The following is a 15647-nucleotide window of genomic DNA, read 5'->3' on the forward strand; positions in this document are numbered from 1 at the left end:
GCTGTCTCCTTGTTGGGCCGGATACGAGCAGCCGGCGCGTGTCGCACCGGGATCCTCTTGCCAATTAAACGCGAGCCGCAGACGAAAGGTTGGCGTGGAGTTGTAAGTGAATATGGGTATGGCTCAGCCGACGAGGATCACATGCACGCGGCGCGGGCCGTGCGCGCCGAGCTGGATCGTCTGCTCGACGTCGGCGGTGCGCGACGGGCCGGAGATGAGGTTCGTCGCGCGCGGCATGCCTTGCGGGCGGGCGCGCAGCAGGTCCCACGCGTCCTCGAAGTGGTCGACGATGCGAGCGGTTTCGAGCACGACGACGTGGTCGTCGGGGACGAAGTTGTGCGTCGTCGGGCTGTCCGGGCCCGACGCGAGCATCAGGCTGCCGGTCTCGGCGATGCCGCACAATGCGGGCGACACCGCGAGCGCCTCGGTGATGCCGGCTGCTTCATGATGGATCAGCCAGCCCTCGGGCCACGCGAGATCCTTCAGCGCGGCGCCCACTGCGGCGCGCTGCGGCAGGCGGTGCGCGAGCCGGTAGGCTTCGACCGCGGCGGGAACCGCGTCGCGGGAGGCGACGTGCTCGACCGTGCCGGCGCGGCTTTCGAACTTGCGCATGAAGCGGGCGACGAGGTCTTCGTCGTGCGCCGGACGGGTGTGCCGCGGCACGCGTGCGTCGAGCGCGGCAACCTGCGTGGCGTCGAGCGGACCGCGCCGCAGCGCGTCGCGGACGGACTGGAGGATGGCCGCTCTTGCGTTCTCTCTTGCGTTCATTTCTGGCCTCGCTTTCCTTGCCACAGTTCGAGAAAAGTGCGTCCGGGCGGCGCCGGCAGGTCGCGCGAGTCGGTCCAGCCGCCCGCGAGCGGCAGGCGGCGGATGCGGCCGCGGCGACTGAGGGCCGACAGCGCGCGCGCGGCGACCTGCTCGATCGCGTGGTACAGCTTCGGCCGCGTCGCGACCCAGCGCCAGACATTGAGCGCGCGCTTCTGCATCACCGGCGTGATGTTCTGTTGGTGCTGCAGGTGGCGCAGCTCGCGCAGCAGTTCCGGCAGCGGGATCTTGACCGGGCACACCGACTGGCAGCGGCCGTTCAGCGTGCAGGCGTTCGGCAGGTCGTACGCGGCGTCGAGGCCCTTGATCAGCGGCGTCAGCACCGAGCCCATCGGCCCCGGGTAGACCCAGCCATAGGCGTGACCGCCGACCGCGCCATACACCGGGCAGTGGTTCATGCACGCGCCGCAGCGGATGCAGCGCAGCATGTCGCGGAAGCGCCCGGCGAGCATCTTCGAGCGGCCGTTGTCGACCAGCACGACGTGGTATTCCTCGGGCCCGTCGAGGTCGTCGGCGCGGCGTGGGCCGGTCGAGATCGTCGTATAGGTCTCGGTCTCCTGGCCGGTCGCGCTCCTCGCCAGAAGGCGCAGGAACAGCGTCGCGTCGTCGAGCGTCGGCACGACGCGCTCGATGCCGGACGTGACGATATGCACTTTCGCCAGCGTCTGCGTGAGGTCGCCGTTGCCTTCGTTGGTGACGATGATCGACGAGCCGGTCTCGGCGACGAGGAAGTTGCCGCCGGTGATGCCGACGTCGGCGCGGAAATACTTGTCGCGCAGCACGCGGCGCGCCTCGTCGACGAGGTCCGGCACTTCGGTCTTGCGCGGGCCGCCGTGCGCCGCTTCGAAGAGGTCCGACACCTGGTCCTTCGTCTTGTGCACCGCCGGCGCGATGATGTGCGACGGCGGCTCGTGCGCGAGCTGGATGATGTATTCGCCCAGATCGGTCTCGACGACTTCCATGCCGTTGTCGATCAGCGCCTCGTTGAGGTCGATTTCCTCGGACACCATCGACTTGCCTTTCGTGACCGTCTTCGCGTCGACGCGCTTGCAGATGCCGAGGATGATCTTCCGCGCTTCCTCGGCATCGCGCGCCCAATGCACCTGGCCGCCCGCCTTCGTCACCGCCGCCTCGTAGCGTTCGAGGTAGTGGTCGAGGTTGTCGAGGACGTGGTTCTTGAGGTTCTTCGCTTCCTCGCGCAACTGCTCGAATTCCGGCAGCTCGGCGACCTGCAGCGCGCGCTTGCCGACGAAGCCGTAGCGCGCGCGCCCGAGCGCGGTCTGCAGGTTCGCGTCGTGGATCGCGAAGACCGAGCGTTCCTTGAATTCATCCGAGCGGATCTGCATCAGCGCGACTCCTTCGGGGCGTCGGCGAGACCCGCCCCGTCGGCGAAGCCGGCGAGCACTTCGGCGGTGTGGAACACCTTGACCGGGGCGTGAATGCGCTTCAGCCGGCCGGCGATGTTCATCAGGCAGCCCAGATCGCCACCGAGCAGCGTGTCGGCGCCGGTGGCGAGGATGTTGCGCACTTTGTCATCGACCATTTTCTCGGAAATTTCCGGGTATTTGACGCAGAACGTGCCGCCGAAGCCGCAGCACACTTCGGCGTCTTCCATCTCCTTGACCTTGAGTCCGTCGACTTCGCCGAGCAGCGCGCGCGGCTGGCCTTTGATGCCGAGCCCGCGCAGTCCGGAGCACGAGTCGTGGTAAGTCGCGGTGCCGGCGTAGCGCGCATCGACCGTGACTGCCGCGCCGCGCACGTCGGCGAGGAACGACAGCAGCTCGAAGCTCTTCCTCGACAGCGCTTCGGCGCGCGGTAGCCACTGCGGGTCGTCAGCGAAGAGCGCGGGGTAGTCGTGGCGGATCGTCGCCATGCACGAGCCGGACGGCCCGACGACATAGTCGAAATGCTCGAACGCCTCGATGACCTGCCGCGCCAGCGCGCGCGCCGCGTCATAGTCGCCGCTGTTGTAGCCGGGCTGGCCGCAGCACGTCTGGCTCGCCGGCACCTCGACGCTGCATCCCGCGTCTTCGAGCAGCTTGACCGCGGAAAAACCGACGTTCGGGCGGAACAGGTTCATCAGACACGTGGCGAACAGTCCGACGCGGGGCCCGGCGGTGGGCGATGAGGTCATGAAGCGGTCTCCGGTTCTTGTTCTGGGCAGGTGAGCGATGAGGGCAGAGCGATGTTAGCAAGCGCTGCCGCGATGCAGGGCGAGGGATTTTCAGGCCGGCGATGAGCGCGTTTCATGCCAGCGGCAGCATAGCAGAGGCCCGCGGCGGCGACGGGCCACCGGCGGTGCCGCGGCCGGGCGCGTTTCTGCCGGGCGTGGCACACTGCGCCGGTCGCGCCGGCCGGATCGTGCCCACTGGACGATTACCGGCCGGGCGATGACAATCCCGTTGCGCGCCCGCACGTCCGGCGTCCGCCGTGATCGCTGCGCGCGTTGACTGAACGAGAAGAAGATCCCGCATGAAGCGTCTCCTGTGCCTTGCCTTGATATTCTCGGCGTTATTGCCCCGCTTTGCGACGGCTGCCGAATGGTCGGCCCGCCCGTTGTCCGAAGTCGCGGTGTATCCCGAATTCCGCGCCTCGGCGCACGTGGTGGCGGTTGACGAGGCGCGCATCGCCGCCGAAGTCTCCGGCCGCATCGAGAGCCTGCCGAGGCGCGTCGGGCAGGCGGTCGCGAAAGGCGCGGAGCTCGCGCGCATCGACGCCGCCGCGTACCGCATCGAGGTGGAGCGTGCCGCAGCGCAGAGCCGGCTGATCGGCAATCGCGTCAAGCTCGCCGAGGCGCAGCTCGACCAGGCCCGCGCGCTCGCGAACCAGGGTTTCATCAGCGCGGATGCGCTCAGGATCCGGGAAACCGAACTCGCGGTGCTGAAGAGCGAACTCGGCGCGACGCGCCAGGGAGTTGCCGCGGCGCGCCTGCAGCTTGCGCGCACGACGATCCGCGCGCCGTTCGCCGGTGTCGTGCGCGAGCGCCTCGCGAGCGTCGGCGACCTCGCGGTGCCGGGCACGCCGCTGCTGGTGCTGTCGGCGACCGGCAACACCGAGCTGCGGGCGCGCGTGCCGACCGCGCAGATCGGCAGCCTGCGCGCGGCCGGCAAGTGGGAGCTCGCGGCCGGTGGCGCGACGCACACGCTGCGCCTGCTGCGCGTGTCGCCGGTCGTCGAGCCGGGCGGGCAGGCCCAGGAGGCGGTGTTCTCGTCGAACGCAGCGCTCGCGCCGGGGCTCGCCGGGGAGGTGCGCTGGCGCAGCCAGGTGCCGCATCTGCCGCCGGCCTTCCTGCAGCAACGCACTGATGGGCTCGGCGCCTACGTCGAGCGTGACGGCAAGCCGGTATTCGTCGCGCTGCCCGACGCCCAGGCAGGGCGGCCGGCGGCCGTCGACTGGCCGGCCGATACTGCGGTGATCGACGAGGGGCGCTTTGCGATCGGCCTGAACGCCAACGGCGCGGCAGGAAACGGCAAATGAGCGGCTGGTACCGGCGGCTGATCGACAATCACCCGCTCGCGAACATCGCGTTCGCCCTGGTGCTGCTCGGCGGCATCGTCACTTACCTGACGATGCCGCGCGCGCAGGACCCGGAGATCAATTTCAACTGGGTCAATATCATCACGACCTTGCCGGGAGCCTCCGCCGAGGATATCGAGCGCGAGCTCACCGGCCCGCTCGAAGACGCGATCAAGCAGGTCAAGGACATCAAGTTCGTGTCGTCGTCGAGCCGCGAGGGCGTGTCGTCGCTGCTGGTGCGTTTCGAGGAGATCGGCGAGCAGGAGTTCGACAAGCGTGTGAACGACCTGCGCCGCGAGGTGCAGAACAAGGCCGAGGCCGAACTGCCAGCGGAGGCGACCGAGCCGGCGATCGTCGAGATCACGACGTCGAACGGCTTCCCGACGGCGATGCTGGTGCTCTACGGCGCCGGCGGCGGCGAGACGCTGCGCAGCGCGGCTTTCGGCATCAAGAAGGATCTGGAGCGGCTCGCCGACGTCGATAGGGTCATCGCGGTCGGTTTCGATGAGCCGGAGCTGCACGTCGACTTCGACCCGGATCGCGTCGCTGCGGCGGGCCTGTCGCCGGTGCAGGTGTCGGACAGCGTCGCGGCGTGGTTCCGCAACACGCTCGGCGGGCGCATGCGGGTGCAGGACCGCGAGTGGCTGGTGCGCCTCGAAGGCAAGACGCCGGACCCGGAAGTGCTCGCGCAGGCGGCGGTCGTGACGCCCGATGGGCGGGTCGCGCTCGGCGAAGTCGCGCGGGTCGCGCGCGGCCACGAGCGCACCGGCCAGCTCGTCAGCTACAACGGCCAGCCGGCGGTGATGATGTCGATCACGAAGCAGGCCGGCAGCAACACGCTTGAGCTCGTCGACCGGTTGAAGCGCTTCGTCGCCGAACGCAATCCGCTGCTGCTCGGCGAAGGCGTGCAGCTGGTGATGATCGACGACCAGACGCACATGACGCGCGACGCGATCGGCGTCATGGAGTCGAACGCGCTGTTCGGCCTGGTGCTGGTGCTCGGGCTGTGCTGGCTGTTCCTCGGCCCGCGACTCGCGCTGCTCGTCGGGCTCGGCGTGCCGTTCTCGCTCGCCGGCACGTTCCTGCTCGTCGATCTGATCGGCTCGACGCTGAACCTCACGGTGCTGCTCGGCGTCGTCATTGCGCTCGGCATGCTCGTCGACGACGCGGTGGTGATCGTCGAGGCGATCTATTACCGGCTGCAGCGCGGTGACCCGGCGGAGGTTGCCGTCGTCGAAGGGGTGCGCGAAGTCGCGCTGCCGGTGATCTCGTCGGTGCTGACGACGATCGCCGCGTTCCTGCCGCTGATGCTGCTGCCCGGCATCCTCGGCAAGTTCATGTTCCTCGTACCGTTCGTCGTCACGGCGGGCCTGGCGGTCAGTCTCGTCGAGGCGTTCTGGATGATCCCCGCGCACATCCTCGCGCTGCGCCCGGATTTCACACAGCGCCGCAGTCGCATGCAGGCGAGGCGCGAGTACTTCACGCACTGGTTGCGCGTGAAGTACTCGCGCCTGCTGGTGCGCGTATTTCGCCGGCCGAAGACCGCGCTCGCGGCGCTGGCGCTGGTGATGGCCGGTGCGGTCGGGGCGCTGGCGGGGGGGCTCGTGAAGATCCAGTTTTTCGCCTTCGACCCGGTGCGCCTGTTCTATGTCAGTTTGGACATGCCGGCCGGGGCCACGCTGGAGCGCACGCTGGCCGAGGCCGAGCGGGCGGCGCAGGTCGTGCAGCAGACGCTCGACCCGGCCGAGGTGCGTTCGGTCACCGCGTATGCGGGCATCAAGTTCACCGACACCGAGCCGCTGTACGGCGACCAGTACGGCCAAGTGATCGTGTCGCTGAATCCGCGCCGGGGCGAACTGCGCGACACTGCCGAGGTAATCGCCGCGGTGCGCGAGCCGGTGCTGGCGCTGCAGGGCGAGGGGAAGTTCTCGTTCCTCGAGTTGAAAGGGGGGCCGCCGACGGCGCGGCCGATCAGCGTCAAGGTCAAGGCCGACAACTACGAGGAATTGCGCGCCGCCGCCGACGCGCTGTTCGCCGAAGTCGCGAAGATCCCCGGCGTGAAGGACCTCACCGACGACGACGTGGCGGGCCGCGCCGAACTGCGGCTGGTGTTGAACCGCGAGAAGCTTGCGCGGGCCGGCGTCGCGCCGGGCGAAGTCGCGCGCCTGCTGCGCCTGTATGGCGAAGGCGAGATGGTCGCGACGACGCGCGACGAGGGCGAGAAAGTCGAAGTCGTCGTGCGCGCGCGCCCCGAGACGCTGACCGATGTCAGCGAACTGTTGCAGCGGCCGGTGCCGCTGCCACGCGACGCAGGGGATGTGCGGCGCAGCGTGCAGCTCGGTTCGCTCGTCGACGCGGAAACGCGCATCTCGAAGGGCTACATACGGCACTATCAGCTGACGCGCGCGATCACGATCGAGGCCGGCCTCGACCAGGACGAGATCGATACGCTGACGGCGAACAACCGGTTGAAGGCGGCCTGGGCCGAGCTGCAGCCGCGCTTCCCGAACGTCGAGCTCGATTTCTCGGGCGAACTCGACGACATCCAGGAAAGCCTGGACTCGATGGCAGCGCTGTTCTCGCTGGGCGTCGGCCTGATCTACCTGATCCTCGCGACGCAGTTCCGTAGCTATTGGCAGCCGCTGATGGTCCTCGTCACCGTGCCGCTCGCGTTTACCGGCGTGCTGCTCGGCCTTCTCGTATCGGGCAACCCGCTGTCGCTGTACACGATGTACGGCGTCATCGCGCTCGCCGGCATCGCGGTGAACTCGGCGATCGTGCTGATCGACGCGGCGAACGAGCGGCGCGCGGCCGGCATGACGGTGCAGCACGCAGCGATTTACGCGGCGAGGCGGCGCGTGGTGCCGATCCTGATCACGTCGACGACGACCATCGCCGGCCTGTTCTCGCTCGCCGCGGGCCTCGGCGGCAAGTCGCTGATGTGGGGGCCGGTCGCGGCGAGCATCGTGTGGGGGCTCGGCTTCTCGACCTTGCTGACCTTGTTCGCGATCCCGCTGATCTACCGCCTGGCGATGGGAAGGAGACGGCCGGACCGCGGCGTTTCCGCCGCCCGCCCCGCCCCGATGGCTTAGATGCCGTGAGCGCGGCGAGCGGGGCGGCAGTTGTTGGAGGCGCAGATGCTTGCGAGTTTCGCTGCCGATTTCGTCGTCCTGGTCCATTTCGCGTTCATCCTGTTCGTCGTCGCGGGCGGCGTGCTGGTGCTGCGCTGGTCGCGCCTCGCGTGGCTGCATCTGCCGGTGGTCGCATGGGGTGCGGGTATTGAATTGATCGGCGGCATGTGTCCGCTGACGCCGCTCGAAAACGCGTTGCGCCGCGCAGCGGGCGAGGCAGGCTACGCCGAGGGTTTCATCGAGCATTACCTGCTGCCGCTGATCTATCCCGCGGGGCTGACGCCGGCGATCGGCACGCTGCTGGGCGTCTTCGTGCTGGCCGTCAATGCCGTGTTCTACGCGGTGCTGTGGCGGCGGCGCCGGCAGCGACGGCGCGCGCGAAGCGCCTCGGACGCCCGCCCGGGAGCCGGCGATTGAACCGAAGCGCCGGTCGGTGCGTCCCAGTACAATGCCCGCTATCATGCCTTCCAGCCCCGTTCCCAGCATTTTCGCCCGCGCCCGCGCCCGCCCCGCGACCAGACCCGCCCCGTTCCTGCCGATGTCGCGCGCGGAGATGCGCACGCTCGGCTGGGACGAGTGCGATGTCGTGCTCGTCACCGGCGACGCGTACCTCGACCACCCGAGCTTCGGCATGGCGCTCGTCGGGCGGCTGCTCGAAGCGCAGGGCTTTCGCGTCGGCATCATCAGCCAGCCGGACTGGAAGAGCGCCGAGCCGTTCCGCGCGCTGGGCCGCCCGCGGCTGTTCTTCGGCATCACCGCGGGCAACATGGATTCGCTCGTCAACCGCTATACCGCCGAGCGCAAGATCCGCTCGGAAGACGCCTATACGCCGGGCGCGGAGGCCGGTCGCCGGCCCGACCGCGCGGTGACCGTCTACGCCCAGCGCGCGCGTGAAGCCTTCCCCGGCGCGAATGTCGTCATCGGCAGCATCGAGGCGTCGTTGCGCCGCATCGCGCATTACGACTACTGGTCGGACAAGGTGCGCCGCTCGGTGCTCGCGGACTCGAAAGCCGACCTGCTGCTGTTCGGCAACGCCGAGCGCGCGCTGGTCGCGCTCGCGCACCGCCTCGATAGCGGCGAGCCGATCGAGGCGATCCGCGACCTGCGCGGCACCGCGTTCATGGTCCGGCCGGGCTGGTTGCCGGATGGCGGCTGGTCAGAGCAGGACTCCACCACGCTCGACCGCCCCGGCCGCGTCGAGCCGCATCCCGACCCGTACGCGATGGAGCCCGAAAAGCCGGCTGCGGCCGGCGAAGGCGCCGCGCAGCCGGTGCGCATCGTCCCGGCCGCGGAACGCGCCGCGGCGCGGCGGCAGGTGCGTGGCAGGACCGTCGTGCGCCTGCCGTCGTTTGAAACGGTCGTCGCCGACCCGGTGATGTATGCGCACGCCTCGCGCGTGTTCCACCTCGAATCGAACCCCGGCAACGCTCGCGCGCTGGTCCAGGCGCACGGCGACGGGCCGGGACGGCGCGACGTGTGGCTTAACCCGCCGCCGCTGCCGCTCGCCACGCCCGAGATGGATTTCGTCTTCGGCCTGCCGTACGCGCGCCGGCCGCATCCGTCGTACGGCGACGCGCGCATCCCGGCGTGGGACATGATCAAGTTCTCGATCAACATCATGCGCGGCTGCTTCGGCGGCTGCACCTTCTGCTCGATCACCGAGCACGAGGGGCGCATCATCCAGAGCCGCTCGGAAGAATCGATCCTGCACGAGATCGAGGAGATCCGTGACCGGACGCCGGACTTCAAGGGCCACATCACCGACCTCGGCGGCCCGACCGCGAACATGTACCGCATGGCGTGCCGGGACCCGCAGATCGAGTCCTCGTGCCGGCGGCTGTCATGCGTCTATCCGGGCATCTGCGAGAACCTGAAGACCGACCACGCGCCGCTGATCTCGCTGTACCGCAAGGCGCGCGCGATTCCCGGCGTCAAGCGCGTGACGATCGGCTCGGGGCTGCGTTACGACCTCGCGGTGCGCTCGCCGGAGTACGTCAAGGAACTCGTCACCCACCACGTCAGCGGCCTCCTGAAGATTGCGCCCGAGCATACCGAGGAAGGGCCGCTGTCGAAGATGATGAAGCCGGGCATCGGCAGCTACGAGAAGTTCGCCGGGATGTTCGAGAAATACTCGCGCGAGGCCGGCAAGAAGCAGCACCTCGTGCCGTACTTCATCGCCGCGCACCCGGGCACGACCGACGAGGACATGCTGAACCTCGCGCTGTGGCTGAAGAAGAACGGCTTCCGGCCCGACCAGGTGCAGACCTTCATGCCGACGCCGATGGCGATGGCGACGACGATGTACCACAGCCGCAGGAATCCATTGCGCCGCGTGTCAGCGGATTCCGAAATCGTCGACACCGCGCGCGCCGGCAAGCTGAGGAAGCTGCACAAGGCGCTGCTGCGCTGGCACGACCCGGAGAACTGGCCGCTGATCCGCGAAGCGTTGCTCGGCATGGGCCGCGCGGAGTTGATCGGCAACGGCCCGAACTGCCTCGTGCCGCGCCACCAGCCGGGCGTGCCGCTCGCCGTCGAACGCTCGGGACGTCGCCCCGCCGCGCGCTCCTGCGCCAGCGAGCGCCGCGCGACGCCGGCGCACAAGGGCAGCGGTGGCGCGACTGCCGCCCCGCCGGCGACACCGGGCCGGCGCAAAGCTCGCTCCTGACAGCCGTGGCGGACGCCCCGCTTTCGCGGCGTTTGTCGCCGCTCAAGGCTGATCGCCTGCGGCAGTGGAGACAATGGCACGGCAATGACGAAGTGATCGCGAAGCCTTCACGGCAACGGTCCCGGCGCCGAAAATACCTCACCCCTCTGCAACAGGAGTCGATATGAACACCCGTCCCGCCTTCCTCCGTCTCGTGTCCGCCCTCGGGCTGGTCGCTGCATTCGCGGGCGGCCCCGTCTTCGCCGCCGGCGAGGAAGTCGTCATGTACAAGGACCCGAATTGCGGCTGTTGCAGCAAGTGGGCCGAGCACATGCGCGCGAGCGGATTCGCCGTGAAGGAGGTTCGCAGCACCGCGATGAGCGCCGTCAAGCGCGAAGCTGGCGTGCCGCAGGCGCTCGCTTCGTGCCACACGGCGAAGATCGGCGGCTACGTCGTCGAAGGCCACGTGCCTGCGGCGGACGTGCGGCGCCTGCTCGCCGAAAAGCCGAAAGTGGCCGGCATCGCAGCGCCTGGAATGCCGGCGGGTTCGCCGGGCATGGAAGGGGCGTATCCTTCCGAGCGTTACGACGTCGTCAGCTTCGATGCGGACGGCAAGCACCGGCCGTTCGCGTCGCACTGACGCCGGTGCCAGGAGTTGACCAGGGAGTCAGTCATGAAAAAACTGTTCATCGCGAGCCTGGCAGCGGGCTTTCTTTCGTGGTCGTCGGCGCCGGCGTTCGCCCAGGCCGATGATCCGGTGCTCGGCGACCGGGGGAGCGACATGATCGTCGATCTCGTCCTCGTGCGGCCGCTGACCTTCGTCGGTTCGGTGGTCGGGATCGCAGCCTTCATCGTTTCGCTGCCGTTCACCGCCCCGACCGGCTCGGCTCCCGATGCTGCGCGCGAACTGGTCGGCAAGCCGCTCGAGTACACCTTCAACCGCCCGCTCGGCGATTTCCGCAGCTGCGGCGCGGACCGGCACCCCTGCGGCGGGCGATGATCCTGTCGCTGGCGCAGGAGTCCGGCATTACACGAGCAGGAAGTTCTCGTCGGGGACAGGCGCCGGCGGCGGCTCTTCGCCGAGCATCTCGCGCAGGCTCGCATTGACGCCGGCGACGAGCGCGTCGAGCGCCAGATCGTTCGCCATCGTGCCGAAAGGTTCCTCGATCTCGTCGCTGAGCGCTTCGAGCGCGAAGAACGTGTAGGACACGAAGCTCACGACCAGCGGCGTCATGAGGCCGATCGAATCGACCAGCCCGAAAGGCAGCAGCGCGCAATAAACATAGGCGCTGCGGTGCAGGATCACCGTATAGGTGAAGGGCAACGGTGTATTGGCGATGCGCTCGCAGCCGCCGAGCGACGACGACAGCCCGTTCAGCGACTGCTCCATCTGCTGCGCGAGCATGAAGTCGAGTTGCCCCGCTTCGCGGCGCTCGCGCAGCCATTGGCCGAGCCACAGCAACACCAGCGCCGGCGCCGAGCGGGCGACGCGGGCGCGCTCGATGACGACAGCGGGAAGCAGACCGAGCAGGTCGGCGTCGCGCGGCTGGTGGCGCAGCTGGTTGCGCATCGCCGCGGCAAAGCCGATGAGGCCGAGCACGAACGGGCGGCTCTCGACGTTGCGGGCCGTCAGCGTCAGGGCCTGCCGCGCGAGGTTGCGCGTCTCGACGAGGACGTCGCCCCACAGTTTGCGCGCTTCCCAGTAGCGGTCGTAACTCGCGTTGATGCGAAAGCCGAGGAAGATCGCGAGCGCGACCCCCATCAGCGAGAACGGGTTCGCGTTGAGCGTCACCTTGAAGTGGAAAAGCTGGCCGTGCATCAGCACGACGCCGCACGACAGCGCGAGGATGAACAGCTGCTGCGGCAGGATGCGGGAAACGAGCGACCCGCGGCGAACGAACAGCAAATGCATCCAGTGCGGACGAGGGCGGACGATCACGGCTGGGAGAGGGGGAGGGCGGGCGACGGCGGGGGTGCGATTCTCTCAGGTTTTGGTGCAATGCGGACGGCGATTTGTTGCGCTGCACGAAAAACTCTTCGCCTACTCGCTTGACGGCGAGCGCACGGATTTCGTGCTCGCGGATTCTGCCGTCGAATGTTCAGCGTCAGGAGTGCTGCGCCGCACTCCCGTTGCATGTATCAATCACCGGTCAGCAACGCCTTGCAAGAAAACGTCGGGCCGCCCCAAGTTTTCTTGTCCCCTCGGGGGCGGAAACGGCAAAGCCGTTTCCTGGGGGGCTCAAAGGCCTGCGTCGGCGCGCAGCGCCGCGGCCTTGTCGGTCGCTTCCCACGTGAATTCCGGCTCGTCGCGGCCGAAGTGACCGTAGGCGGCGGTCTTGCCGTAGATCGGGCGCAGCAAGTTGAGCTCCTGGATAATCGCCTTCGGGCGCAGGTCGAAGTGCTTGCCGATCAGCTCGACGATGCGCTCGTCGCTGACCCTGCCGGTGCCGAAGGTCTCGACCATCATCGACACCGGCCTGGCGACGCCGATCGCATAGGCGACCTGCACTTCGCAGCGATCGGCGAGCCCTGCTGCGACGATGTTCTTCGCGACCCAGCGCCCGGCATACGCGGCGGAGCGGTCGACTTTCGACGGGTCCTTGCCGGAGAACGCGCCGCCGCCGTGGTGCGCCGCGCCGCCGTAGGTGTCGACGATGATCTTGCGCCCGGTCAGGCCGCAGTCGCCGTGCGGGCCGCCGATGACGAAGCGTCCGGTCGGGTTGATCAGGTAGCGCACTTCGCCCTGCATCAGCGCCGAAGGCAGCACCGGCTTGATGATCTCCTCGATGACGAGCTCGGTGATCTGCGCGTGTGAGACTTCGGGGCTGTGCTGCGTCGACACGACCACGGTGTCGATCGCGACCGGCTTGCCGTCGACGTATCGGACCGTCAGCTGGCTCTTCGCGTCCGGGCGCAGCCAATTGAGCCGGCCGTCCTTGCGCAGCTCGGACTGGCGCTGCATGATGCGGTGAGCATAGTAGATCGGCAGCGGCATCAGCGACGGCGTCTCGTTGCAGGCGTAGCCGAACATCAGTCCCTGGTCGCCCGCGCCCTGGTCGAGGTCGAGGCCTTCGCCTTCATTGACGCCCTGCGCGATGTCGGACGACTGGCGGTTGATCGCGGTGAGGATGGCGCACGACCTGTAGTCGAAGCCGATCGCCGAATCGTCGTAGCCGATGCGGCGGATCACGTCCTGCGCGATCTCCTTGTAGTTCGGGTGCGCGCTTGTCGTGATCTCGCCGGAGATGACCACCAGGCCCGTCGATACCAGCGTTTCGCATGCGACGCGCGCATGGGGGTCGTCGGTGAGGATTGCGTCGAGGACGCCATCGGAGACCTGGTCGGCAACCTTGTCGGGATGGCCTTCGGACACCGATTCCGAGGTGAAGAGGTATTCCCTGCTCATGCGCTGCTCCTGAAAACGAAAAATCCCCAGAGTTCTCCGGCGTGGCCGGCTCCGGGGATTTCGTCGAGCAGGCGACGCTTTAGCAGTACTTGTGTGCCGTGACCGGTTAGGTGCGTTCGCGGCGCCGCCCTGCAAGTTGTCGTATTAACTCGGCGGCTGGGCGATAATTATATGCTTTGTGATCCGGCGGTCAAATGTGCGGGATCCGGAGCGGGCGATTGAGCCTGTGTCCGGGCCTGTGCCGATTCGACCGGTGCCGATGCCCCCTCGATGTGACCTCTTCGCGTGACCTTCCTCGTCAATCTGTCATTCCGCATTCTCGCCGGCCTGCCGCTGTCGTGGCTGCATCGGCTCGGCGGCTGGGCCGGCTGGGCCATCTGGCGCTTGTCACCGTCATATCGTCGTCGCCTGGAGGACAATCTCGCCCAGGCAACCGGTCGCCGCGACGCCGCGCTGCGCGACGCGGCGATCGCCGAAGCCGGGCGACAGGCGCTCGAACTGCCGTTCGTGTGGCTGCGACCGCAGGACGAGGTGCTGTCCTGCATCGTGCGGGTCGAAGGGCAGGAGCTGATCGCTCGGGCGCAGGCCGAGGGCGCCAGCGTGCTGCTGCTGACGGCGCACCTCGGCTGCTTCGAGATGTGCGCGCAGTATTGTTCGACGCATGGACCGATCACGGTGCTGTTCCGCCCGCCGCGCAAGGCGGCGCTGCGGCCGCTGATGGAAGCCGGGCGCGCGCGCGGCGCGATCCGCATCGCCCCGGCCGACGTGTCCGGCGTGCGCCGCCTCGTGAAGGCGCTGCGCAGCGGCGAGATGGTCGGCATGCTGCCGGACCAGGCGCCGGCCGAAGGCGAAGGCGTGTGGGCGCCGTTCTTCGGCCGGCCGGCGTGGACGATGACGCTCGCGGCGCGCCTGTCCGAAGTGAAAGGCGTCAAGGTGGTGATGGTATGGACCGAGCGGCTGCCACAGGGCGCGGGCTATGTGCTGCGGCTTTCCGAACCCGTGGAGCCGATCGCGGGCTCGCTCGAAGAGCGCTGCGCGGCGATCAACCGCGAAATCGAACGCCTCGTGCTCGCATGCCCGGCGCAGTACCTGTGGGGCTACAACCGCTACAAGCGTCCTTCGGGCGTGCCGCCTCCGCCGGGTGAAGCGCGATGCTGAGCCGCGCCCTGAGCCGCATTGCGAGTCACGCCGCGGTCGCGGTGTTCTGGCTGCTGCACTGGCTGCCGCTGCCGGTGCTGGCGTTCCTCGGGCAGGCGGTCGGCGAGGCGCTGTACTGGCTGGCGCGCTCGCGGCGACATATCGCCGCCGTCAATCTCGCGCTGTGCTTTCCGGAACTCGACGACGCGGCTAGGCGCCGGCTCGCGCGGGCGCATTTTCGCGCGGTCGGCCGCAGCCTGCTCGAGCGCGGCCTGCTGTGGTGGGCGAGCCAGCGGCGGCTGATGAACCTCATCCGCCTCGACGGTGCCGAGCGGGTCAGGGCGCTGCTCGACCAGGGGCGGCCGGTGATCCTGCTCGCGCCGCACTTCGTCGGCCTCGACACCGGCGGTTCGCGCGTCGCGATGGATTTCGATTCGGTCAGCATCTACGCGCAGCAGAACAACCCCGTGTTCGACCGCTGGCTGTTCCATGGCCGCAGCCGCTTCGGCGACCAGCGCCTGCTGTCGCGCCAGGACGGCGTGCGCGGCACGGTCAAGGCGATGAAGGCCGGGCGCCCCTTCTACTATCTGCCCGACATGGATTATGGCCGCAAGGACGCGGTGTTCGTGCCGTTCTTCGGCGTGCCGGCGGCGACGATCACCGGCCTGCCGCGGCTCGCGCGGCTCGCCGGGGCGGCGGTCGTGCCGTGCGTGACGCGGATGCTGCCCGGCGGGCGCGGCTATGTCGTCGAGTTCGGCGAGCCGTGGCAGGATTTCCCGACGACGGACGCCGAAGCGGATACCGCAGCGATGAACCGCTGGATCGAATCCGTGGTGCGGACGATGCCCGAGCAGTATTACTGGGTGCATCGGCGCTTCAAGACGCGTCCGCCGGGCGAGGCGCGGCCGTACTGAAAGTGCATGCGGCGTGCTGTCGCTGGACCTTCCCCGGCGGCTGGGCCAGAATTCGGCGAGCCACCGCTTCCCTT

Annotated in this window: 13 protein-coding genes; 8 read left to right on the forward strand and 5 right to left on the reverse strand. The window is 68.6% G+C overall.

Going from position 1 to position 15647, the window contains the following annotated elements; all coding sequences use genetic code 11:
• Window positions 1–123: 123 nt before the first annotated feature.
• Genes pbN1_RS11830 through pbN1_RS11840 form a run of 3 tightly spaced genes read right to left on the reverse strand, consistent with a single transcriptional unit; the run spans window position 124 to window position 2959 of the window.
• Window positions 124–768: a LutC/YkgG family protein gene (locus tag pbN1_RS11830; RefSeq protein ID WP_169201653.1), complete on the reverse strand. Its 645-nt coding sequence runs from the start codon at window positions 766–768 to the stop codon at window positions 124–126.
• The gene (locus tag pbN1_RS11835; RefSeq protein ID WP_169201652.1) at window positions 765–2171 is read right to left on the reverse strand and encodes a LutB/LldF family L-lactate oxidation iron-sulfur protein; all 1407 of its coding nucleotides are present in this window, start codon (window positions 2169–2171) and stop codon (window positions 765–767) included. The genes pbN1_RS11830 and pbN1_RS11835 overlap by 4 nt, the downstream gene beginning before the upstream one ends.
• The gene (locus tag pbN1_RS11840) at window positions 2171–2959 is read right to left on the reverse strand and encodes a (Fe-S)-binding protein (RefSeq protein ID WP_169201651.1); all 789 of its coding nucleotides are present in this window, start codon (window positions 2957–2959) and stop codon (window positions 2171–2173) included. The genes pbN1_RS11835 and pbN1_RS11840 overlap by 1 nt, the downstream gene beginning before the upstream one ends.
• Before the next feature lie 338 nt (window positions 2960–3297).
• Here pbN1_RS11840 and pbN1_RS11845 point away from each other — a divergent pair, with 338 nt between their 5' ends.
• From pbN1_RS11845 to pbN1_RS11870, 6 genes are all read left to right on the forward strand, one after another.
• Window positions 3298–4302, forward strand: coding sequence for an efflux RND transporter periplasmic adaptor subunit (locus pbN1_RS11845; RefSeq protein WP_169201650.1), 1005 nt, complete (start codon window positions 3298–3300; stop codon window positions 4300–4302).
• Window positions 4299–7433 (forward strand): efflux RND transporter permease subunit, encoded by a 3135-nt coding sequence (locus tag pbN1_RS11850; RefSeq protein ID WP_169201649.1) that lies wholly within the window; start codon window positions 4299–4301, stop codon window positions 7431–7433. Before pbN1_RS11845 ends, pbN1_RS11850 begins: the two co-directional genes overlap by 4 nt.
• A gap of 45 nt (window positions 7434–7478) precedes the next feature.
• Window positions 7479–7889 carry a DUF2784 domain-containing protein gene (locus tag pbN1_RS11855; protein WP_169201648.1) on the forward strand — a complete coding sequence of 137 codons (411 nt, stop codon included), beginning with the start codon at window positions 7479–7481 and terminating at the stop codon, window positions 7887–7889.
• Between the two features lie 121 nt (window positions 7890–8010).
• Window positions 8011–10137, forward strand: coding sequence for a YgiQ family radical SAM protein (locus pbN1_RS11860; RefSeq protein WP_169201700.1), 2127 nt, complete (start codon window positions 8011–8013; stop codon window positions 10135–10137).
• A 163-nt stretch (window positions 10138–10300) separates the two neighbouring features.
• On the forward strand, window positions 10301–10756 hold the full coding sequence (locus tag pbN1_RS11865; RefSeq protein WP_169201647.1) for a DUF411 domain-containing protein: 456 nt from the start codon (window positions 10301–10303) through the stop codon (window positions 10754–10756).
• Between the two features lie 33 nt (window positions 10757–10789).
• Window positions 10790–11116 carry a hypothetical protein gene (locus pbN1_RS11870; protein ID WP_169201646.1) on the forward strand — a complete coding sequence of 109 codons (327 nt, stop codon included), beginning with the start codon at window positions 10790–10792 and terminating at the stop codon, window positions 11114–11116.
• 27 nt (window positions 11117–11143) lie between these two features.
• On the opposite strand, the gene pbN1_RS11875 is transcribed toward pbN1_RS11870, so the two are convergent.
• Both pbN1_RS11875 and metK read right to left on the reverse strand, forming a co-directional pair.
• Complete coding sequence (locus tag pbN1_RS11875) at window positions 11144–12055, reverse strand: bestrophin family protein (protein WP_169201645.1); 912 nt, start codon at window positions 12053–12055, stop codon at window positions 11144–11146.
• 300 nt (window positions 12056–12355) lie between these two features.
• Window positions 12356–13522, reverse strand: coding sequence for a methionine adenosyltransferase (gene metK / locus pbN1_RS11880; protein WP_169203047.1), 1167 nt, complete (start codon window positions 13520–13522; stop codon window positions 12356–12358).
• 285 nt (window positions 13523–13807) lie between these two features.
• Between metK and pbN1_RS11885 the strand changes: the two genes are divergently transcribed.
• Both pbN1_RS11885 and pbN1_RS11890 read left to right on the forward strand, forming a co-directional pair.
• Window positions 13808–14680, forward strand: coding sequence for a lysophospholipid acyltransferase family protein (locus tag pbN1_RS11885; protein ID WP_169203046.1), 873 nt, complete (start codon window positions 13808–13810; stop codon window positions 14678–14680).
• Window positions 14674–15573, forward strand: a complete 900-nt coding sequence (locus tag pbN1_RS11890; protein WP_169203045.1) for a lysophospholipid acyltransferase family protein — start codon at window positions 14674–14676, stop codon at window positions 15571–15573. Before pbN1_RS11885 ends, pbN1_RS11890 begins: the two co-directional genes overlap by 7 nt.
• Window positions 15574–15647 lie beyond the last annotated feature (74 nt).

It is taken from the genome of Aromatoleum bremense (assembly GCF_017894365.1).
Taxonomy (GTDB): domain Bacteria; phylum Pseudomonadota; class Gammaproteobacteria; order Burkholderiales; family Rhodocyclaceae; genus Aromatoleum; species Aromatoleum bremense.